At 66.3% G+C, this 20,767-nt stretch carries 15 protein-coding genes, 1 tRNA gene and 1 pseudogene; 7 read left to right on the plus strand and 10 right to left on the minus strand.

Annotation, left to right across the window (positions count from 1 at the left end):
• Positions 1–485 precede the first annotated feature (485 nt).
• The 3 genes from ABDV78_RS16520 to ABDV78_RS16530 form a co-directional block, all read right to left on the minus strand.
• Positions 486–1,301, minus strand: coding sequence for a hypothetical protein (locus tag ABDV78_RS16520; RefSeq protein WP_343528562.1), 816 nt, complete (start codon positions 1,299–1,301; stop codon positions 486–488).
• A gap of 495 nt (positions 1,302–1,796) precedes the next feature.
• Positions 1,797–2,036 carry a hypothetical protein gene (locus ABDV78_RS16525; protein ID WP_343528564.1) on the minus strand — a complete coding sequence of 80 codons (240 nt, stop codon included), beginning with the start codon at positions 2,034–2,036 and terminating at the stop codon, positions 1,797–1,799.
• A 162-nt stretch (positions 2,037–2,198) separates the two neighbouring features.
• Positions 2,199–2,275, minus strand: a tRNA-Arg gene (locus ABDV78_RS16530).
• A 307-nt stretch (positions 2,276–2,582) separates the two neighbouring features.
• Here ABDV78_RS16530 and ABDV78_RS16535 point away from each other — a divergent pair.
• The gene (locus tag ABDV78_RS16535; RefSeq protein WP_343528565.1) at positions 2,583–3,320 is read left to right on the plus strand and encodes a queuosine precursor transporter; all 738 of its coding nucleotides are present in this window, start codon (positions 2,583–2,585) and stop codon (positions 3,318–3,320) included.
• A gap of 43 nt (positions 3,321–3,363) precedes the next feature.
• On the opposite strand, the gene ABDV78_RS16540 is transcribed toward ABDV78_RS16535, so the two are convergent.
• Positions 3,364–4,221, minus strand: coding sequence for a serine hydrolase (locus ABDV78_RS16540; RefSeq protein ID WP_343528566.1), 858 nt, complete (start codon positions 4,219–4,221; stop codon positions 3,364–3,366).
• Positions 4,222–4,354: 133 nt separating this feature from the next.
• Positions 4,355–6,550 (minus strand): M3 family metallopeptidase, encoded by a 2,196-nt coding sequence (locus tag ABDV78_RS16545; RefSeq protein WP_343528567.1) that lies wholly within the window; start codon positions 6,548–6,550, stop codon positions 4,355–4,357.
• A gap of 285 nt (positions 6,551–6,835) precedes the next feature.
• Here ABDV78_RS16545 and ABDV78_RS16550 point away from each other — a divergent pair, with 285 nt between their 5' ends.
• Complete coding sequence (locus tag ABDV78_RS16550; RefSeq protein ID WP_343528569.1) at positions 6,836–7,813, plus strand: CsgG/HfaB family protein; 978 nt, start codon at positions 6,836–6,838, stop codon at positions 7,811–7,813.
• 63 nt (positions 7,814–7,876) lie between these two features.
• Here ABDV78_RS16550 and ABDV78_RS16555 read toward each other — a convergent pair whose 3' ends face one another.
• Genes ABDV78_RS16555 through ptsP form a run of 3 tightly spaced genes read right to left on the minus strand, consistent with a single transcriptional unit; the run spans position 7,877 to position 13,115 of the window.
• On the minus strand, positions 7,877–9,604 hold the full coding sequence (locus ABDV78_RS16555; RefSeq protein WP_343528570.1) for a fructose-specific PTS transporter subunit EIIC: 1,728 nt from the start codon (positions 9,602–9,604) through the stop codon (positions 7,877–7,879).
• Positions 9,601–10,569, minus strand: a complete 969-nt coding sequence (gene pfkB / locus ABDV78_RS16560) for a 1-phosphofructokinase (RefSeq protein ID WP_343528594.1) — start codon at positions 10,567–10,569, stop codon at positions 9,601–9,603. Before pfkB ends, ABDV78_RS16555 begins: the two co-directional genes overlap by 4 nt.
• Positions 10,569–13,115: a phosphoenolpyruvate--protein phosphotransferase gene (ptsP, locus tag ABDV78_RS16565; protein ID WP_343528571.1), complete on the minus strand. Its 2,547-nt coding sequence runs from the start codon at positions 13,113–13,115 to the stop codon at positions 10,569–10,571. Before ptsP ends, pfkB begins: the two co-directional genes overlap by 1 nt.
• A gap of 162 nt (positions 13,116–13,277) precedes the next feature.
• On the opposite strand from ptsP, the gene ABDV78_RS16570 reads away from it, so the two are divergent.
• From ABDV78_RS16570 to ABDV78_RS16580, 3 genes are all read left to right on the plus strand, one after another.
• The gene (locus ABDV78_RS16570) at positions 13,278–14,291 is read left to right on the plus strand and encodes a LacI family DNA-binding transcriptional regulator (protein WP_343528572.1); all 1,014 of its coding nucleotides are present in this window, start codon (positions 13,278–13,280) and stop codon (positions 14,289–14,291) included.
• A gap of 66 nt (positions 14,292–14,357) precedes the next feature.
• Entirely contained in the window at positions 14,358–15,389 is a 1,032-nt protein-coding gene (locus ABDV78_RS16575) for a class 1 fructose-bisphosphatase (protein ID WP_343528574.1), read from the plus strand.
• A 333-nt stretch (positions 15,390–15,722) separates the two neighbouring features.
• Positions 15,723–17,165 carry a carbohydrate porin gene (locus ABDV78_RS16580; protein WP_343528576.1) on the plus strand — a complete coding sequence of 481 codons (1,443 nt, stop codon included), beginning with the start codon at positions 15,723–15,725 and terminating at the stop codon, positions 17,163–17,165.
• Between the two features lie 280 nt (positions 17,166–17,445).
• Here ABDV78_RS16580 and ABDV78_RS16585 read toward each other — a convergent pair.
• A pseudogene (locus tag ABDV78_RS16585) lies at positions 17,446–17,580 on the minus strand (IS481 family transposase); the annotation flags it as partial.
• Positions 17,581–17,651: 71 nt separating this feature from the next.
• Here ABDV78_RS16585 and ABDV78_RS16590 point away from each other — a divergent pair.
• Complete coding sequence (locus ABDV78_RS16590; protein WP_343528577.1) at positions 17,652–18,932, plus strand: MFS transporter; 1,281 nt, start codon at positions 17,652–17,654, stop codon at positions 18,930–18,932.
• Positions 18,933–19,051: 119 nt separating this feature from the next.
• On the opposite strand, the gene ABDV78_RS16595 is transcribed toward ABDV78_RS16590, so the two are convergent.
• Positions 19,052–19,705 carry a hypothetical protein gene (locus ABDV78_RS16595; protein ID WP_343528578.1) on the minus strand — a complete coding sequence of 218 codons (654 nt, stop codon included), beginning with the start codon at positions 19,703–19,705 and terminating at the stop codon, positions 19,052–19,054.
• Between the two features lie 102 nt (positions 19,706–19,807).
• Between ABDV78_RS16595 and ispH the strand changes: the two genes are divergently transcribed.
• Positions 19,808–20,764: a 4-hydroxy-3-methylbut-2-enyl diphosphate reductase gene (gene ispH / locus ABDV78_RS16600; protein ID WP_343528580.1), complete on the plus strand. Its 957-nt coding sequence runs from the start codon at positions 19,808–19,810 to the stop codon at positions 20,762–20,764.
• Positions 20,765–20,767 lie beyond the last annotated feature (3 nt).

The following is a 20,767-nucleotide window of genomic DNA, read 5'->3' on the forward strand; positions in this document are numbered from 1 at the left end:
ACCTCTTCTGTCGCCGGCATGGAGATCTGATCGGCGACAAGGTGATCGTCTACAAACGACTGGAGCATTGGACTATCACGCGCAAAACTGAGCTAACCAGAGCCTGATCGGCGTTCCCGTAAAGGAACCCGAGGTAGGATTTCGGCCGAGCCGGGTGGTCCAACGTATGCCTGGGACATGGACATTCTCAAAATCCGTTCCCGATTGCCATTTCCCAAAACCACCGTTCTGTGATGGGAAATCGGGAACGCCATCGACGAGCCTGCGATAGACAGCAAGACATCGAAAACTCGCCTCCTTCTTGTCGACCTGACACGGTGAACCCGTAACGCAGGCACTTCTGGAAGATTCGCGAGCGCCCCCCGCAACGGCGTCGCGCTGAACCTGCCACGCCCGGCCCATGAGCCGGCGCGCATCACCTCCAACGATCCAAGTGACCTCCGCGTCGCCGGTCAGTGATGCGCGTATCAACGATCCGGGGCTTGTCAGCGCGGCCTTCGACGATTCATGGTCGACCCTCGAACAGGAGGTCGCGCTGATCGATCGGCTGTTCGGCGGCGAGATCGCCGCGCTGTTCGAAAGGTCTGACAATGGGAAGCGACACGTTCGCGGGTAAGCGCGTCTTCGTCTACGCGCGGGTATCGACCACGCGGCAGGAAAAGAACGACCTGTCGCTCCCGGATCAGATCGCCACCGCCGAACGGTGGATCGAGGATCATGGCGCGCAGGCCGTCAGGGTCTTCTCGGAAGCGGGCAGCGCCACCGACGATCATCGGCGCGCTTTTCGTGAAATGATCGCGCTCGCCGAGTCGGATGAGCGTCCGGTCGACATCATCCTCGCGCATTCGCTGTCGCGGCTGTTCCGCAATGCGCTCGACTTCATGCAGTATCGCGAGCGGCTGCGCAGCAAGAAAATTCGCATTATTTCGGTAACGCAGGATTTCGGTGACGATCCGGCATCCGACCTCGCCGTATCGATGCTCGCCATCTTCGACGAATATCATTCGGCCGAGAACGCCAAGCATGTTCGCCGCACCATGGTGGCCAATGCCGTGAACGGCTTTTGGAACGGGCAAACGCCGCCGATCGGCTTTCGCACCTGCACCGTGCCGCAGGCGCGCGGCAAGGACCGCAAGAAGCTGGAGCACGACCCCGAGACGGTCGACATGGTGAGGTACATCTTCAAGACGTATCGCGAAGGCACGGCGAGCGGCCCGATTGGCGTCACGGGCTTGGCGCATCACCTCAACGAACGCGGTTATCGCATCCGGGGCAAGCGGTTCAGCATCGGGACGTTGCACAACATCCTGACTAACACCGCCTATATAGGCTATGTCATCTTCAACCGCCGGAATTCTCGCACCGGTGAGACGCGGCCGGAAAGCGAGTGGGTGCCGATCCCGGTGCCGCCGATCATTGATGAAGAGACGTTCTACGCGGTCCGCCAGCAGATGGCCGACCGCGACCCGCGGATGGGCGAAGCGGCCGCGAAGACGAATACGAATCTGCTGACCAGCCGCGCGGTCTGCGGTTGCGGTGGGGACGGTTGCGGCGCCGGGATGATGACGAGCACCGGAAAGTCCGGCCAGTATCGTTATTACGCCTGCTCAGCGCGGATCAAGCGCGGGCCGGACGCGTGCACGGGACGCCGCGTTCCGATGGAGCAGCTGGACGATCTAGTCGTTGGCGCGGTGACCCGTCATCTCGTCCAGCCGGAACGGTTGACCACGCTTCTGCAGACATGGCTGGACCGGTCGGAAACCGCCGTCGCGGAGCGCGCCGCTGAACTGAAGCGGCTACGCGCCCGGCTGACCCAACTTGATGGCGAGAGCGCCCGTGTGATCAAGCTGGTGCGGCTGGAGGTGCTCAGCCCGGACGATCCGCAGGTCGCCACCGAACTCGGCAACATCCGCGCGCAGAAGGCCAGCACTCAGGCGGACATCGCTGTCCTCGAACGCCAACTTGATGCTGGCGATCGGCGAATCACGCCTGCGATCATCGCCAGGTTCGGCGATCTGCTCCGCCGCAAGCTCCATGAACCGGACGGCAGGACGCGCAAGGAATACATCCACCTGCTCGTGGACCGCGTCGAAGTCGGCGACCGCGAGGTTCGGATCACGGGGCGCAACGCGATGCTGGAACGCGCCATCATGGCATCCCAGACGCCGGGTGTCGCAGTGCCCAAAGCTGAACAGAAATGGCGCGCCCGGAGGGATTCGAACCCCCGACCGAGGAGGTAGAAGCTCCTTGCTCTATCCAACTGAGCTACGGACGCGCGGATGGTGGCGTCCCTAGCGCGGTTTGCGGTTCATGGGAATGGCGATAAATGTCGGGCGAACAGCTTCCAGGGGGATCCGCATGATGGGGGAACGGAGGATTACGAGCCGCGATGCGCAGTGGGCGGCGCTCGTCACGATGCCGCCGCTGTCCGACGCCACGGGCACGGATATGGGGAACGTCGCCGTCCTCCGCCTGCCATGGGTCGCCGGATGGCGATGTTGCGCGGCCATTCTGTTTTTTCCGTTGCGCCATGTGATCCGCCGCCCTGCCCATCATCAGCCCCTTCATCGAGTGAGCGCCGCATGAGCATGGACCATGGCTTGATCGAGGTGGAGGCCGGAACGCTTCACCAGCGCCCGATGCGCTATTTCGATTTCATGATGGCCGCGTTCGTGACCGTCCTGCTCCTGTCGAACGTGATCGGCGCGGAGAAGGTCGCGAAGGTCGATCTGCCCATCATCGGCAACTGGCCGTTCGGGGCGGGCATCCTGTTCTTCCCGCTGGGATATCTGCTCGGCGACATCCTGACCGAAGTTTATGGCTATGCGAGAGCGCGGCGCTGTGTGTGGGCCGGCTTTGCCGCCATGCTGTTCATGGCGCTGATGTCATGGGTCGTCGTGTCACTGCCGCCATCCCCCGATTGGCACGGCCAGGCGGCCTATGAACAGGTGTTCGGGCAGGTTCCCCGTATCGTCCTTGCAAGCGTAGCGGCTTTCTGGATCGGCGAGTTCGCGAACTCCTATGTCCTGGCCCGAATGAAGGTGTGGACGCAGGGACGGCATCTCTGGACCCGCACCGTGGGCTCGACCGTCGTCGGGCAGGCCGTGGATTCGGTCGTCTTCTACCCGCTCGCCTTCCTGGGCGTGTGGCCCTTGTCGCAGGTGATCGCGGTGGCGGTGACCAACTGGGCGCTGAAGGTAAGCTGGGAGGTGATCCTGACCCCGCTGACCTACGCCGCCGTCGGTTTTCTGAAAAAGGCCGAGGGTTTCGAGGTCTTCGACAAGGGCACCGACTTCACGCCGTTCAGCACGAAGGTCTGAGATCGCGAACGGCGCATCGCCCGCCAAGCGACCGCATCCCCCCCTATCGGATGCGCATGAACGCCGCGATCGCATTGCGAACGCTGTCGGTGAAGCGGTCATAGATCATTCGTGAGACTGCCGCGATGACGGGCTGGCGATCGCGTCCCCCTCGCGCGAATACGGCGATGGCCACGCGGCGACCATCGGGCATGGTGATGAACCCCACGTCGTTGGAGATGCCATCGAGCGTGCCGGTCTTGTCTTCCACCAAGGTACCGGCCGGAAGCAAAGCCCGAATACGGCGGGTTCCCGTCCTGCACTGCCGCATCAGGTCGAGCAGGAACCCGCGGCTTTGCGGCGACAAAATGGTGCCGCCGTCGATTTCCTTCAACAGCGTGACCATCGCCAACGGTGTCGCGACATCCTTGCTGTCCGCCAGATGACCACGCTCCCGAAGCAGTTGGGCGATCGTGCGGTCCACCCGGATGCCCCGTATGCCGTGCGATAGCAGCCACTGGTGAACCTTGGCCGGGCCGCCCAGGGTGGCGAACAGTTGATCGGCGGCCAGATTGTCGCTGCGGACGATCATCGCCTCAAGCGCCCGCGCCGCCGTGCGACCATTGATCATATCGCCAAGGCTGCGCCGCCCCTGATCGACCTCCGTCAGATAGGCCGCCGCGATGGCGAGCTTCACCGTACTCGCCATCGGAAATGGGGTCGCGCCGTTGACGGCCGCGGTATAGCCGTCGCGCAGGTCGATGGCCGCGATCCCATACTCCCCCGAATGCCCCGCAACCAGCGCACTGATTTGGCGCTGGAGTTCGAAGAGTTCGTAGGACCCGGTGGCGGCCGATACCGGGACGGTGGAACCGGCCGCAAGACCCGTCAGAAAAAGGCGAAAAAGCAGGGCGATACGCATCGACCTTCCTCTATCACGACATGGGGTGATTCGCCGATGCCAGTTTCAGGGGCCAGACACACCGCGTCGAGCGTGATGGCCATCCGGCCGGACGAACTTTTGGGCGGGAGGCACCACCGCCTCCCGCCCACGCTTACTGACCCGACGAGGGGGGCGTCGCGGCGGGTTCGGCGATCCGCGAGCCGTCGGCGTTCAGGCCAAGCTGCTTGAGCAGCGGCCCGACCTGGGGATCGGCGCCGTTGAAGGCGCGGAACATCGGCGCGTAATCCTCGGTATGCCCCTTCGACAGGATCATGTCGCGGAAACGCTGACCATTGGCGCGGGTCATGCCGCCATGCTGATCGAACCAGTTAAAGGCATTCTCGCTCAGCATCTTGGTCCAGCTATAGGCGTAATAGCCCGCCGAATAGCCGTTCGCCCAGATGTGGAGGAAATAGCTGGAACGATAGCGCGGCGGTACGTCGGCGATGTCCAGCCCGGTCGCGGCCAGCGCCTGGTCCTCGAAGGCATCGACATTCTGCCGCCCCTGCGCCGCGTTCAGCGAGTGCCAGCTCATGTCCAGTTCGGCCGCGGCCAGCGCCTCGCCAAAGGAATAGCCCGAGTTGAAGGTGCCCGCGCGCTTGATCTTGTCGACCAGCGCCTGCGGGATCGGCTTGCCGTCCTTGTAGTTCACCGCATAGTGCGGCAGCACCTTGGGATCGAGCGCCCAATGCTCGTTGAACTGCGAGGGAAACTCCACGAAGTCGCGCGCGGTGTTGGTACCCGATACCGAGGGATAGACCTGGTTCGCGAACAGGCCGTGCAGCGCATGGCCGAATTCATGGAACATGGTCACCACATCGTCGAAGCTGACGAGCGCGGGCTGGCCGGCGGCGGGCTTGCTGAAATTGCCCACATTGTAGATGACCGGCTTGGTCCCGAGCAGCTTGGACTGGTTGACGAAGTTCGACATCCACGCGCCGCCATTCTTGTTGTCGCGCTTCCAGTAATCGAAATACATCAGGCCCAGGGTGGCGCCGCTCGCGTCGAACACCTCATAGACCATGACGTCGGGTTGATAGACGGGAATGTCCGTCCGACGCTTGAAGGCCAGGCCGTACAGCTCGTGCGCCGCATAGAAGACGCCGTCGGTCAGGACCTTGTTGATCTCGAAATACGGCTTCAGCTCGTCCTGGTTCAGATCATATTTCGCCTTGCGGACCTGTTCCGAGTAGAAGTCCCAGTCCCAGGGCTTGAGGTCGAAATCGCCGCCCGTCGCCTTGATCCGCGCCTGCAACTCGGCCGCCTCGCGATGCTGTTCGGCGGCGACGGGCTTGCCCAGCTGCTGCATGAAGGCCAGCGCGGTCTGCGGATTCTTCGCCATCTGATCCTGCAGCACGTAATCGGCCCAGGTGGGGAAGCCGAGCAGCTTGGCCTTCTGGGCGCGCAGCAAGGCGATCTGCGAGATCGTATCACGGGTGTCGTTGACGTCGCCCTTCTCCGCCCGCGTCCAGCTTGCACGGAACAGCGCCTCACGCGTCGCGCGATCCGTCAGCGTCGCCAGTTCGGGCTGCTGCGTGGTGTTCTGCAACGTCAGCACATATTTGCCCGGCAAGCCGCGTGCCTTGGCCGCATCGGCCGCCGCCGCAATCTCGCCCTCGGAGAGCCCGGCAAGCTTCGCGCGGTCATCGACGACCAGCGAGCCCGCCTTGGTCGCCGCGAGCAGCTTCTGCTGGAATGCAGTTTCCAGCGTCGACAGCTGCGCATTATACTGGCTGAGCGTCGCCTTGTCGGCCGGGGACAGCAGCGCACCCGCGCGCACCATGTTCTGGTACGTCAGCGTCAGCACCTGAAGCTGTTCGGGCGTGAGCCCCAGCGACTGGCGCTTGTCGTAAAGCGTCTTGACGCGGGCGAACAGCGCCGGGTCCAGGTTGATCGCATCCTGATGCGCCGCAAAGGCGGGGGCGAGATCGGCCTGGGTCTTTTGCAGGATATCGTCGGTATTGGCACCGACCACACCGTAAAAGGCCAGGCTGGCCCGCTCCAGCAATCGGCCCGAACGTTCCAGCGCGGCGATGGTATTGTCGAACGTCGGGGCGCTGCGCGCATATGTGATCGCCCGCACCTCGGCGCGTTGCTGGGCCATGCCCGCCAGCAACGCAGGCGCATAGTCGCTGCTCTTGATCCGATCGAACGGCGGTGCCTCCAGCGGCAGGGTGCTGGGCTTCGCGAACGGATTGGAGGCGGGCAGAGCGGCGGAAGCGGCCCGGCTCGTAACGGGCTTCGCACCCTGGGCAATCGCGGTGGTCGACATCAGCAGGATCGTGGCAGTCGCGGCGAACAGGCGCATAGGGGCTCCATCAACAAGCGGATGGGTGCTGCCATGCTCCCGCGCGGCGTGCGGATCAATAGCGCGTAAAGGCTTGCCCGAGCCGCAGCCATTCCGGCTCCGATTTCCGGGCTCGCGATGGCTGCGCGGAGCGGGATGGCGGACGCAATCGTGACACCGCCGTGACGATCTTGTCGTAAAGCCATATAGATACTACGAACCTTCCACGTTTTTGACGACGCGCCGCGGGGGAAGGCCCGAACTGTTCCACTCGCGCCGCCACGAAGGGGAGTGACAGGAGTGAACATGCGTTTCATCGCCGTTACGATGGTGGCGGCAAGCCTCGTCTCCACGACGCCCACCACCGCGCAGAAGCTGGCCAAGCCTTCCGCCGGCCAGCGGCTTCAGGAGCAGACCGCGAATGACGTACCCCGCTGCACCCGCAGGCTCGGCACCCTCTCGATCGTCGACGGCGACAATTCGTCCTATTGGACCGCCTGGAATCTCGCCCCGCCGTCAAAGCTGTTGAAGGTGCTGGTCGCCCGGTCGGGTTGCTTCAACCTGGTCGATCGCGGCAGCGGCCTGAATGCAGCGGAGAAGGAGCGCGCCATTGGCGGCAACCTGGGCATGCAGCGCGGTTCCAATGTCGGGCAGGGCCAGATCAAGGCCGCGGACTATGTGATGGTGGCCGAGGTTCAGGGTGCCAACTCGAACGTCAGCGGCAACGGTATCGCCGGGGGCGTCGGGGGCCTGCTCGGCGGACGCGTGGGCGGGCTGCTGGGCGGTCTTCGCAGCAAGAAGATGGAGGCCAACACGGTCCTCTCGCTGACCAATGTCCGCACGACCGAAACGCTCGCGACGGAAGAGGGCTATGCCGCCAAGAACAACATATCGCTGGGCGGTGGCGGCTTCTTCGCGATCGGCGGCGCGGTCGGTGGCGGCTATGACAATACGGATATCGGCCGGATCGTCACCCTCTCCTTCATTCAGGCCTATGCCAAGATGGTGACCAGCCTTGGGCTCGTGACCCCCGGCGCGGAGGGCACGGCGCAGGCTGCCCCGGCCAAGACCTTCACCGCACAGGCCCCCGTCGCCCTCCGCGCATCGGCGGCTGCGTCCGCCACGGTCATCCGCACCCTGCCGGTTGGCAGCGTCGTCTATCCCACCGGCAAGAAGACCGGGCTGTTCTGGGAAGTGGCGGACGAAAACGACAATGTCGGCTGGGTGCTGAACACGAAGCTCGCGCCCTCGCAGCTTTCGCCCGACGCGCTGAAGATCCACTGACGCGTTTGCGCCGGTCACCCTTTCGCCGAGGGTGACCGGCGGCCTTTCCTTGGGGGAACGCCGCTATTCCGACACGGCCGGGGCGTGGGCTCCGTGCTCCGCCACCGGACGCTTCAACACGCCGATGAGCAGCGCACTCACCACCACCCCGGCAGCGAGCGCGGCGACATAGGCGACGAGGTGCGTGACCGCACCGGGGATAGGCAGCACGAAGATGCCGCCATGCGGCACACGCAGTTCGACACCCGCGAACATCGAGATCGCCCCCGTGACGGCCGAACCCGCCATCAGCGACGGGATCACACGGAACGGATCGCGCGCGGCAAAGGGGATCGCGCCTTCACTGATGAAGGCGAGGCCCAGCACCGCAGCAGCCGCCCCCGCTTCACGCTCGTCGGCGGTGAAGCGGTTGGCGAAAAGCCGGGTCGCAAGCGCGATGGCGAGCGGCGGCGTCATGCCCGCCGCCATGGTCGCCGCCATGGGCGTATAGACCTGCGCCGCGACCAGTCCGACCGAAAAGGCATAGGCCGCCTTGTTGACCGGGCCGCCCATGTCGAAGGCCATCATCGCCCCCAGGATCAGACCGAGCAGGATCGCATTGGACCCCTGCATCCCGCGCAGCCATTCGGTCAGGAAGGACAGCACCGCCGCAACCGGCGTTCCCACCGCATAGATCATCAGCAGGCCGGTCAGGAGCGTACCGAGCAGCGGCAGGATCAGCACCGGCTTCAGGCCCTGGAGATTCTTGGGCAGGCGGATCACCCGGTTCAGCGCGTCGACGCCATAGCCCGCGATGAAACCCGCCGCGATGCCGCCGAGAAAGCCCGCGCCCAGGCTGCTGGCGAGCATCCCGCCGATCATCCCGGGCGCGATGCCGGGCCGATCCGCGATCGAATAGGCAATATATCCGGCCAGGGCCGGGACCATCAGCGCAAAGCCGGCCTTCGCCCCGATGGTGAACAGCGCATGGGCGAGCGTGCCCGCAGCGGCATCGTCATTGGCGTGGATGCCCCCCAGCGCGAAGGCGAGCGCGATCAGCAGGCCGCCCGCGACCACGAAGGGCAGCATGAACGACACGCCGGTCATCAGATGCTTATAGGGTCCGGCGCGATCGCTCGCGGCGGCGGTGGCAGCCCCGGCGGCGGGGGCATTCGCGCCCTCCCCCTGAACCTTGGCGTCGGCGAGCGCCTTCTGGATCAGCGCGGCGCCGCCGGTGATCGCGGGCTTGGTATTGCTGACCAGCACGCGCTTGCCCGCGAACCGCGCGCGATCGACCTCGCGATCGGCCGCGATCAGCACCACATCCGCCTCGGCGATCTGCTCGGGGGTCAACGGGTTGCCTGCGCCGACCGAGCCCTGCGTCTCGACATGGATGTCATAGCCGAGCTGCCGCGCGCCCTCCTGAAGGCCCTCGGCCGCCATGAAGGTATGCGCGATGCCGGTCGGGCAGGACGTGATCGCGACGATCTTCCTGGGCCGCTCGGCCTGTTGGGCCCCGGCCTTCATCTCCAGCGCGGCCGCCGGATCGGCGAGCACCGCCTCCAGCGTCAACAGGCGGTCGGCGCGCGCACGGATCGCGGCGTCGGCGCTGTCTTCGGCACCGACAAACAGCAACCGGTCGCCACTGTCCGCCGGTCCCGGCGAAACCGGATTGACGATCCCTTGCGTGGTGCGCAGTTCGATCTCGATCGGCGAGCCGACATCGCGCGCGGCGCGGCGCAGCGCCTCGCCCGCCAATACGCCGGTGACGCCGGAATCCCGCGCATCGACGATCGCAAATATCCGGTTCATGCGTCCTCTCCCGTCATTGCCGGGCCTGTGATGGCGGCTGGGCGGATGTTGACCTGCCCAGCCAGTGAATCGATCGTCGCGACGTCCGGCAGATGCGGGCCGACACGCCCGAGCTTGGCGACCGCGAAGGCCGTCGACAGCCGCGCGATGCGTTCCAGACCGGCCCCCTCGGCAAAGGCGGCGACGAGGCCCGCGACCATGGCATCCCCGGCGCCCACCGTGCTGGCGAGCGGCCCCGCGGATAGCTGCGCCAGGAGCGCGCCCTCGTCCGACACGAACAGCGCGCCCTCCTCGCCCATCGACACGACGACAAGCGCCACGCCACGCGCGCGCAATGCTTCCGCGCAACGCACGACATCGCCGAGCGTCTCGAGCCTGTCGCCCGCCCAGTCGGCGAGTTCGCGCCGATTGGGCTTGACGATCGCGGGCAGGGCCGGGGCGCGAAGCGCCTGGGCCAGGGCCGGGCCGCTGGTGTCGAGGAGCACGCGCGCGCCGCGTTCGCCCAGCGCCGCGATCATGTCGGCATAGACGCCGGGATGGCACCCCGGCGGCAGGCTGCCCGACAGGACGATCAGCGCGTCCGGTCCGGCGAAGTCGGCCACCGCGCGTTCGACGGCGGCGACCTGCGCCTCCTCCACGGCCACGCCACTCATGTTGATGTCGGTGGTCTGCACGTCGTCGACCAGCTTCATGTTGACGCGCGTGTCGCCGGGTATGCGCAGGAAGCGGTCGTCGATCGCCTTTTGCGCGAACAGCGCCTCGAACAGCGCGGCATTGCCCTGCCCCAGCAGCCCGAACACGCTGACCGGCAGGCCCCAATCGGCCAGGCAGCTCGCGACGTTGACGCCCTTGCCGCCGACATCCTGGCGGATCGCATGGGCCCGGTGGACCTCGCCCGGCACCAGTCGGTCGAGCGTGATGGTCTGGTCGATCGCCGGATTGAGGGTGATGGTGGCGATACGCATCACGCCGCGCTCCTTTCGAGCACATCGCCCGCCGGCACGGCATCCAGCGCGCGCACATCGGCGGCGCTCTCCATATCCAGCGCGCGGGCCGCCAGCGCCTGCAGCGCGGGAAGCTCGCTGTCGCGCAGGCGCGCCTTGACCGCGGGCAGATCGCGCGGGGTCATCGACAATTCGGTCACGCCCAATCCGGCGAGCAGCGCCGCGCCGAACGGATCGCCCGCCAGCCCGCCGCACACGCCCACCCAGCGATCATGCCGCCGCGCGCCTTCCACCGTCATCGCGATCAGGCGGAGCACCGCCGGATGCAGCGAATCGGCCTCACTGGCGAGTTCGGGATTCTGGCGGTCGATGGCCAGCGTATATTGGGTCAGGTCGTTGGTGCCGATCGAGAAGAAATCGGCATGGGCCGCCAGCGCATGCGCCTGCACCGCGGCGGCGGGCACCTCGATCATGATGCCGATCGGCACGACCGGCGCATCCAGCGCCACCCGCACCGCCTCGCACCGTTCGCGCAACGCGACCAGTTCGGCGACCGAGGTGATCATCGGGAACATGATCGACAGATCGCCCGACGCCTTGGCCGCGCGGTAGAGCGCACGCAATTGCGGCTCCAGCAGATCGGGACGGCGCAGCAGCAGCCGGGCACCGCGCACGCCGAGGAACGGGTTCTCCTCCTTGGGCAGATGGAGGTGCGGCACCTGCTTGTCGCCGCCGATGTCCAGCGTACGGACGATCAGCGGACGGCCGTCCAGCGCATCGATCATCGCGCGATAGACTTCGAACTGCTCGTCCTCGCTCGGGCTGTCGCCGCGTTCGAGGAAGAGGAACTCGGTGCGCATCAGGCCGACGCCCTCACCCCCCTGCGCCAGCCCCTCGGGCACCTGATCGGGTCGGTTCACATTGGCGGCGATCGCGATCCGGTGACCATCGCGCGTCACCGCCGGGCGGCTGCGCTCGGCTTCCTCGGCGGCGCGCCGGGCCGCGATACCGGCGATCCAGCTCTGGGCGGAGGCGAGATCGGCCTCCGACGGATTCAGCCAGACGCGGCCCGTGTCGCCATCGACGATCGCCACCGTTCCCGCCGCCTGCGACAGAAGGTCCGCGCCGCCCGCAACCACCGACGGCAGGCCCAAGGTGCGGGCGAGGATGGCGCTGTGCGAGGTCGGGCCGCCCAGCGCGGTGGCGATGCCCGCCACGCGCCGCGTGTCGAGCGCGGCAGTATCCGACGGCGCCAGATCGGTCGCGACGAGGATGCACGGCTCCTGCGGCAGATCGTCGAGCGTGCCCAGGCCGAGGCCGGGGTCGATCTGCGCCAGCACGCGCCGCCCGATATCCCGCAGGTCGGCCGAGCGGGCGGCGAGCACCGGATTGCCGAGCGCCGACAACTGGCTCGCCATCCGCTCGATCGCCTGATGCCACGACCAGGCGACGCCATGCCCCTCGACCATCAGCTGGCAGGTCAGCGTGATGAGGTCGGTATCGTCGAGCAGCGCGGCCTGCGCCTTGAAGATCGCGGCGTCGCCTGCGCCGAGACGCCGGGTGGTGTCATCGACCAGCGCCGTCATCTGCGCACGGGTGCGCACCAGCGCCTCGTCGAGCAGCGCGCCGCCGCTCGCCAGGTCCACCGGCTGGTCGTGCACGTCCAGTTCCGCCGCCGCCAGGACATGGACCTTGCCGATCGCCAGCCCCGGACTGGCGGCGACGCCGGCGATCATCATCGGCGAATCGACGGGCTTCCAGCCGCGCACCGGCACGGCGGCGGCGGCCTTTTCGGCCGCACGCGCCGCATCGGCCTTTTCACGCCCCGTCAGCCGGGCGATCGCGGCGTGGAAGCTGTCGAGCGCACCCCGCGCGGCGGGCCCCGATGCCGAAATGGTGACCGTGTCACCCGCCTTCAGCCCGAGTTGCAGCAGTGCCACCAGGCTGCGCGGATCGGCGGTCTCGGCGCCGTGCCGGATGCGCAATGTGACGGGCAGCGCCTTGGCCGCTTCCGCCCAGGCGGCGGCAGGGCGTGCGTGGAGACCGGCGGGATAATCGACCGTCCAGCTCACCTGCTCGTCCAGATCCTCGGCGGGGGGCCGGCCCGCGCCCTGATCCACCGCATCGTCGCGCAGCGCGGCGACGATCACCGCGGGATCGTCGGTCGTGGCGAGCTGATGCAGCCGCGCCTCGTCCTGGATCAGGCGGGTCAGGCGACGAAGGATCGCGATATGGCTGTCCGAGCTGGCGGCGATGCCGATCACCAGATGCGCGATCTGGCCCGGATTCCATTCGATGCCCTCGACGAACTGGAGAACCGCGATCCCGTCGCGGAGGACCAGCCCCTTGTCCTCGCCCAGGCCGTGCGGAATGGCGACGCCGGTGCCCAGGAAGGTGTTCGCAACGCCTTCGCGCGCGATCATGCTGTTCTCATAACCCGGCGCGACGCAGCCCGCGGCCGCCAGCAACTGGCCGGCCTGGCGGATCGCGTCCGTCTTGTCGGTCGCTTTCACGGCGAGCCGGATCAGCTCCGGGCCGATCGCGGGTGATGGGGATTGGGTGCGCATCTTTCTATTGACCTCTCCGGCGCGAGTCTCAATTTTCGCTTATTCGCCTGGAAAACGTTTTCTCAAAACTTTGTCAATGGCTCTTGCCAAAAATCACGTTCGCCGACATGAAGAAGGGCAATCGATGCCGAACGGCGGCGCGGAGAGGAGATTACGTTTTCCATGAGCGTGGGTATCAAGGATGTTGCCCGCGTCGCCAGCGTATCCGCGGCCACGGTATCGCGCGTCCTGAGCGGCCGCAACGTCGATCCGGCGATGCGGGAACGCGTCCTCGCCGCGGTGCACTCGACCGGCTACCGCCCCAATCTCGCCGCACGGCGGCTGCGGTCCCGTCACAGCAACACGATCGGACTGATCGTTGCGGACATCCGCAACCCCTTCTTCACCGCCGTTTCCCGCGCGATCGAGGATCTGGCCTATGCCCGCGGGATGCGGGTGATCCTGTGCAACACGGACGAGGATCCCGCACGCGAGACGATGTATCTGCAACTGATGCAGGAGGAACGGGTGACGGGGGTCATCCTAGCCCCAACGCGGCAGGGGCTGACCCGAATCGCCCGGACGAAACCCGATTATCCAATGGTCCTGATCGACCGCGTGGCACCGGGTATCGCGCATGACTGCGTGGTCCTGGACAATATGACGATGGCCGGATTGCTGGTCGAGCATCTTCACGAACGCGGCTTCCGGCGCATCGCGGGCCTGTTCGGCGCGTCCAGCAGCACCGGCGCGGAACGTCGCGCGGGGTTCGAGGCGGCGGCACAGCGACTGGACCTCGCCGCCGAGGCGATCCCCGTTCCCCATGGCGACGGCGAAGTCGTGGAGATCATGAACGATCTGCTCGGCCGGCCCGATCGGCCCCAAGCGCTGGTGGCCAGCAACGGCGTCACCTTGCTGGCGGTCCTGCGCGCACTGCACCGCCATGGCCTGTCGGTCCCGGACGACATCGCGCTCGCCGGCTTCGACAATGAGGGATGGATGGACATCGTCGGAACCGGCGCCGGGGGCGGGCTTTCGGTGATCGAGCAACCGGTCGAGGAAATCGGCCGTACCGCCATGGCCATGCTGATCGACCGGCTCGACCATCCCGACGGTGCCGCCCGAAAGGTGGTGCTGGCCGGGCGCCTGATCTCGCGAGGCCCCTCTACTTCCTTCTCTCCCGTCACCGGCCGGTGACCGCATGACACCTTTCCCTCGCGGCGACAGGGCATCGCCCTCGCCGGAATTCGGAGCCTGACCCAGATGCAACGCATGTCGCTCACCCGGTTCCTCATCGAGCAGCAGCGCGGCGACGCGGCGCTGCCCGCCGAACTGCGCCTTCTGATCGAGACGGTCGCGCGCGCCTGCAAAACGATCGGCCACGCCGTGTCCAAGGGCGCGCTGGGCGAGGTGCTGGGCAGCCTGGGCCAGGAGAATGTCCAGGGCGAGGTCCAGAAGAAGCTGGACGTGATCGCCAACGAACTCCTGCTCGATGCCAATGAATGGGGCGGCAACCTGGCCGCGATGGCGTCGGAGGAGATGGAGACGATCCACCGCATCCCCAATCGCTATCCCAAGGGCGAATATCTGCTGCTGTTCGATCCCATCGACGGATCGAGCAACATCGATGTCTGCCTGTCGGTCGGCACGATCTTCTCGGTGCTGAAGGCCCCGTCGGACGCGGCGGGCCGCGAGATCGGCGAGGAGGATTTCCTCCAGCCCGGATCGTGCCAGGTGGCGGCGGGCTATGCGATCTATGGCCCGCAACCCTTGCTGGTGCTGACGATCGGTTCGGGCGTCTATGAATTCACGCTGGATCGCGAGATCGGATCATGGAGCATGACCGACGGGCCGATCCGATTGCCCGCGGGAACCCCCGAATTCGCCATCAACATGGCGCGGCGCGCGCAATGGTCCGCCACGGTCGGCCGCTTCGTCGACGAACGGGTCGCAGGGACCAAGGGGCCGTGCGGCCGGGACTATTCGATGCGCTGGACCGGATCGATGGTCGCCGATGTCCATCGCATCCTGAAGCGGGGCGGCACCTTCCTCTATCCCCAGGACAGTCGCACCGGCAGCGCCCGGTTGCGCCTGATGTACGAGGCCAATCCCATGGCCTTCCTGATCGAACAGGCGGGCGGCGCGGCGATCGACGGAACGACGCGGATCCTGGACCTCATGCCCACCGGCCTGCACCAGCGCGTCGGCCTGATGCTGGGCGACGCGCAGGAGATCACGATGCTGCAGGACGCCCAGGCGCAAGAGGCGGCGAGCCCCCTCGCCTTGTCCGCCTAGCCCCGACCGGGCCACCATCGTCAGGCGAACGTCGCCGTCCATCGGGACACGCAGCGTTCGCCTGATCCGATAATTCGATCAACAGCCGGACGGGTCCCGGGCCCTTGTGACCATGACCGCCGTCATCCAGACTGATCGATCATGAGATAACGTTTTCAGTTATCGGCATAAACGGATCGCCCAGCGACGCCCGAGAACCGGCAGGGGCCGGTGCGACGTGGATAAGGCTGGTTGGTCATTGTTGAAAATCAATTTGTTACGACCAGGCATACTTGATACATGTTGCGAGAAAACGTTTTCACAATAGCTAGATTTAGGGGAAGGTGCAGGCTCGTGAAGGTTCATTTCAAGCTAGGCTTTGCCCTGGGCGCGGCGGTTTTGCCGCTGTCCGCCGGCTGGTTGCCGGCCCATGCGTCGACGCTCTCGGCGACCGCCGAGGACATGTCGACCGTGACGCCGCCCGCCGCTGCGGGCGACCCGCAGGTGTCCCAGCATGCGACGAAGATCGTCCCGCTGGCCCTGGGCCAAAAGAGGGGCTACGAAACCTGGCAGCCGCTGGCCGATGACGGGATCACGCTGGCGCTGAACTATACGGGCGAAGCCGCGGCCAATGCGACCGGCGGGCTGGAGCGCAAGGCCGCTTATACCGGGCAGATCTATGTCGGTGCCGATCTCGACTTCGAGAAGATCGCCGGCATCACGGGCGGCGGCCTCCATCTCGCGATCACCAATCGTCACGGCCAGAACCTGTCGCAGATCGCGATCGGCAACAACACCTCGGTCCAGGAGGTGTGGGGCACGCAGAACACCCATCTGGCGATCCTGACCTGGGAACAGAAGCTGTTCAACAACGCCCTCGATATCGAGGTGGGCAAGAGCCAGGCGAACATCCACTTCCTGAACTCGCCGATCTATTGCAACTTCCAGTCGAACTCCGCCTGCGGCAATCCGACCTTCGTCTTCAAGAACAGCAACTTTACCTATTTCCCGGCGTCGAGCTGGATGGCCCATGCCAAGGTGACGGTCGCCGACAACTGGTTCGCCCATGCCGGGATCTACGAGGTCAATCCCAACCGCAAGCGGGCGGACGACAATGGTTTCAGCCTCAGCTTCAAGGGCGGCACCGGCTTCATCGTGCCCTATGAACTGGGCTATGCCTCGGACTTCAAGACCGACCGGCTGCCGCGCCACTATATCCTGGGCGGCTGGATCGATCGTGGCGATTATGCCGATCCGCTGCGCGACGACCGAGGGGGCATCGCGATCCTGAGTGGACGCCCGGCCGCCACGCTGAAGGGGCGCAGCGGCCTCTATGTCCGCTTCGACCAGATGCTGACCCGGCCGGACATGAATTCGCACCGGGGCCTGTCGGTGTTCGGTGTCGCCATGACCAATTTGTCGGGCCGGGTCGAGGAGCGCCATTTCCTCGAACTGGGCCTGCTCCAGACCGGGACCTTTGCCGGGCGCGATCGCGACACGATCGGGTTCGTCATCAACCAGCAGAGCTTTTCCGACCTGGCGATGGCGCGGATGCAGGCCGCACGGATATCCGCCGGCGGCGACGGCAATATCCGCCGCGATCAATATATGATGGAACTGGCCTATGGCGCCCAGATCGGGCCCGCCATCCGCCTGTCGCCCAACATCCAGTACATCCTCCACCCCGACCAGACCGGCGCGCCCTTCCGCAAGACCCATATCGGCAACGCGCTCGTCTTCGGGTTCAAGTTCACCATCGATGCACCGACGCTGATCGCGATGGCGCACCGCGACTAGCGCGACACGGCATGGATATCCCGTGCCGCTCAGTTGGGGGGCGGCAGGCAGCGTGAGCCTCAGGCGACAGGATTTCCATCGCCAACCACCTGCTGCCCCCCGAAAACCCGTAATCCCGATTCTGGATGCCCTTGCCGGTGCCATCGGCACCCCTTTGCCCTGCGCCCAGAGGGTTGGGCATGGCACCGCATCGCCGCGACCGGCCGCACACATCTGAAGGCGTGGACATTACACATTCGTCATGATCGCCCATGCTGCCAGTCATATTCATGACGCCAGAGTTTGATCCTGGCCTTTGATGGTGCGGATTTGAAGTAAATCGGTCGGGCTCGTTCCGCCATGCCTTGCAGATGGCTTCGTAGGGTGTGAGTCCCTTTAGGGTCTTGAGCCTGCGGCCGAAATTATATGCCGCGACGATGCGCCATGCCTCGACATACCGGAAACCCTGGTCGCGATCGAACCCCTTTTCGGGCAAGGATGGCCCGCATGACCGAAACCGCCCATCCCCATGAAGAGTCCCGGACCGATGGCCGCGCCAGGCTGGTGCTGGCGATGCTGCTCGTCGTCTATATCTTCAACTTCGTCGACCGGCAGATCCTGGCGATCCTTGCCGCACCGATCCAGCAGGAACTGGGGCTGAGCGACCGGCAACTGGGTCTGCTCGGCGGGATCGCCTTCGCGCTTCTCTATTCGACCCTGGGGGCGCCGCTCGCCTGGATCGCCGATCGCACCAGTCGAAACTGGGTCATCACCGGATCGCTGGTCCTGTGGAGCGGTTTCACCGCGCTGTGCGGCCTCGCCACCGGCTTCTGGCAGATATTCCTTGCACGGCTGGGCGTGGGTATCGGCGAGGCGGGTGGTGTCGCGCCCTCCTATGCGATCATCAGTGACTATTTCCCGCCGCACAGGCGGGCCTTCGCCCTCTCCGTCTATTCGCTGGGCATTCCGCTGGGGTCGGCGGCGGGGGTCTTGGCGGGCGGCTATATCGCCGCGCGGATCGACTGGCGGACGGCCTTCATCGTCGTCGGACTGGCAGGATTGCTCGTCGCCCCGCTGGTCCGCAGGATCGTGCGCGACCGGCCGCGCGCCGAGCCCGTGCCGATGCTCCGGGAGGACGCCACCCCGCGTTTCGCGACCGTCGCCCGCCATCTGGCGGCCAAGCCCAGCTTCTGGCTCCTCTCCTTCGGCGCGGCGAGCAGTTCGATGGTGGGCTATGGCCTGGCCTTCTGGTTGCCCAGCCTGTTGCGGCGGAGCTTCGGACTGGACCTGATCGGCACGTCGCACTTCATCGCCGCGATCCTGCTGATCGGCGGGGTCAGCGGCATTCTGGGCGGCGGCTGGCTGGCCGATCGGCTGGGCGCGCGCGACAGGGCCTGGTACGGCTATGTCCCGGCCATCGCCTATATGGTCAGCATTCCCTTCTTTGCGGGCGGCATCCATGGCGGCGATGTGCAGATGGCCTTCGCGCTGTTCCTGCTGCCCCAGGCGCTGGCCTATGCTTGGCTGGGGCCTGTCCTGTCGGCGGTGCAGCATCTGGTCGAACCACCCGCCCGCGCGACGGCGGCCGCGCTGTTCCTGCTCATCAACAACCTGATCGGGCTGGGCGGCGGCATCTATGCGCTGGGCGCGCTCTCCGACGCGCTGACGCCCTTCTATGGCAACGATGCACTGCGCTATTCGATGCTTTACGGCCTGTCGCTCTATGGGCTCGCCGCGCTGTTGATCGGGCTGGCGGGGCCGTGCCTGCGCCGCGACTGGGTGGGATAGGAGCGCGATCCCCCGAGCCGCGCGCAAAGCGCCAAAGGCGATCGGCGGGGCAGACGCTTGCCACCCAGACCGGGGGCAAGCGGCACGGCCGCCCTCCCCCAAGCCGATCGAGTCGGACTTTACCGGGTCGCGTTATACTTCAACTGCGCCTCGGTGAGCTGGAACCCGACCAGCGCCTCGAAGCTGGCGCTTGCCACCGCCTGGCGCACATCGGGCTGGGTCAGCGGGTCGACGGCAGCGTCCTCATCACCCGCCTTGCGGCGGCGGGTCAGCTTTTCGCGCACCTCATCGGACAGGGTCGCCGCCGAGCGGGCGATCGTCGTGGAGGCCTCGCCCGCCACCTGGCCGCGCGCCTGGCCCGCGTCGAAATGGATCGACACGCGCGAAATCCGCTTGGCGACGACATTGGTCCCGCCGCGCACGATCGCGATGTAATAGGGCAAGGTGACGTCGCGCGCCGTCGACGTGTCGGTCCGCCGCGCCTCGACATTGAAGGTCACCGTCGTCGCGATATCGGCCCCCGCATCGGCGCAGGTCGAGCGGACATTGGTCATGCTGGCGACCAAGTCGATCGAATTCTCGTCGGTCGCGTCCGGTGTCTTGAACAGGGTCACGTCGCCGGTCCCCGCGGCCACCCCGACGACCGGGCAGGCCGAGCGGACGGCGGTGATGCCGCCCGAGGCATCGATTTCGCCGGTGCGGGCGCAACCGGCCAGGGCAAATGCAAGGGCGACGGGCGCAAGGACGAGGGAGACGGGGATCGATGCTTTCACAGGTCGGAACGCCTATTCTGGATGCCGAAGCGATATGCCGGTTTGGCCGCCAGCATAGGAACCGGGTTGGACGCGCGCAAGCAATGGCGTAGAGGCAGGCGCATGACCGATGCCTCGAAGCCGCCGCTCGACCTGTTGATCGCCGCCCCGCGCGGTTTCTGCGCCGGGGTCGACCGTGCCATCCGCATCGTCGAACTCGCGCTCGAAAAGCACGGCGCGCCCGTCTATGTCCGGCACGAGATCGTCCACAACAAGTTCGTCGTCGACAGCCTGAAGGCCAAGGGCGCGGTCTTCGTCGAGGAACTGGACGAGGTGCCGCCACACGCCCATGTCGTCTTCTCCGCCCATGGCGTTCCCAAGTCGGTGCCCGCCGATGCCGAGAATCGCGGCCTCGACTATCTCGACGCGACCTGCCCGCTGGTGTCCAAGGTCCATCGCCAGGCCGAAAGGCTGGTCGAGATGGGTCGCCACATCGTCTTTATCGGCCATGCCGGACATCCCGAGGTCATCGGCACCTTCGGCCAGGTGCCGCAAGGGTCCATGTCGCTGGTCGAGACGGTGGCGGACGTGGACGCCTTCACCCCCGCCGATCCCGACAACCTGGCCTTCCTGACCCAGACGACGTTGTCGGTGGACGACACGCATGCGATGGTCGAGGCGCTCCAGCGCCGTTTCCCCAGCATCCAGGCGCCGCGCGGCGAGGATATCTGCTACGCCACTTCCAATCGCCAGGCCGCCGTCAAGGCGATCGCGGCGGAATGCGACGCGGTGCTGGTGATCGGCGCGCCCAATTCCTCCAACTCGCTGCGACTGGTCGAGGTCGCGGAGCGGGCGGGCAAGCGCGCCAAGCTGATCCAGCGTGCCGCCGATCTGGACTGGGCGTTCCTCGACGGTGTGCGGACGCTGGGGCTGACCGCCGGGGCCTCCGCCCCCGAATTGCTGGTCCGCGAGCTGGTCGACCGCCTGTCCGAACGCTTCACCGTCAGCGAGCGGGAGGAAGAGACGACGCGCGAGACGATCGCGTTCAAGCTGCCGCGCGGACTCGAAGCGGCGGCCTGACCC

Origin of the sequence: Sphingomonas sp. (assembly GCF_039594485.1) — a bacterium.
In the GTDB taxonomy this organism is placed as follows: Bacteria; Pseudomonadota; Alphaproteobacteria; order Sphingomonadales; family Sphingomonadaceae; genus Sphingomonas.

Excerpts from the sequence above, each read along its gene's own strand:
- ABDV78_RS16525 (WP_343528564.1), bottom strand. The coding sequence starts at position 2,036 with ATGGAGCTTGCGGCGGAGCAGATCGCCGAACCTGGCGATGATCGCAGG.
- ABDV78_RS16535 (WP_343528565.1), top strand. The coding sequence starts at position 2,583 with ATGAGCATGGACCATGGCTTGATCGAGGTGGAGGCCGGAACGCTTCAC.
- ABDV78_RS16540 (WP_343528566.1), bottom strand. The coding sequence starts at position 4,221 with ATGCGTATCGCCCTGCTTTTTCGCCTTTTTCTGACGGGTCTTGCGGCC.
- ABDV78_RS16545 (WP_343528567.1), bottom strand. The coding sequence starts at position 6,550 with ATGCGCCTGTTCGCCGCGACTGCCACGATCCTGCTGATGTCGACCACC.
- ABDV78_RS16550 (WP_343528569.1), top strand. The coding sequence starts at position 6,836 with ATGCGTTTCATCGCCGTTACGATGGTGGCGGCAAGCCTCGTCTCCACG.
- ABDV78_RS16555 (WP_343528570.1), bottom strand. The coding sequence starts at position 9,604 with ATGAACCGGATATTTGCGATCGTCGATGCGCGGGATTCCGGCGTCACC.
- pfkB (WP_343528594.1), bottom strand. The coding sequence starts at position 10,569 with ATGCGTATCGCCACCATCACCCTCAATCCGGCGATCGACCAGACCATC.
- ptsP (WP_343528571.1), bottom strand. The coding sequence starts at position 13,115 with ATGCGCACCCAATCCCCATCACCCGCGATCGGCCCGGAGCTGATCCGG.
- ABDV78_RS16570 (WP_343528572.1), top strand. The coding sequence starts at position 13,278 with ATGAGCGTGGGTATCAAGGATGTTGCCCGCGTCGCCAGCGTATCCGCG.
- ABDV78_RS16575 (WP_343528574.1), top strand. The coding sequence starts at position 14,358 with ATGCAACGCATGTCGCTCACCCGGTTCCTCATCGAGCAGCAGCGCGGC.
- ABDV78_RS16590 (WP_343528577.1), top strand. The coding sequence starts at position 17,652 with ATGACCGAAACCGCCCATCCCCATGAAGAGTCCCGGACCGATGGCCGC.
- ispH (WP_343528580.1), top strand. The coding sequence starts at position 19,808 with ATGACCGATGCCTCGAAGCCGCCGCTCGACCTGTTGATCGCCGCCCCG.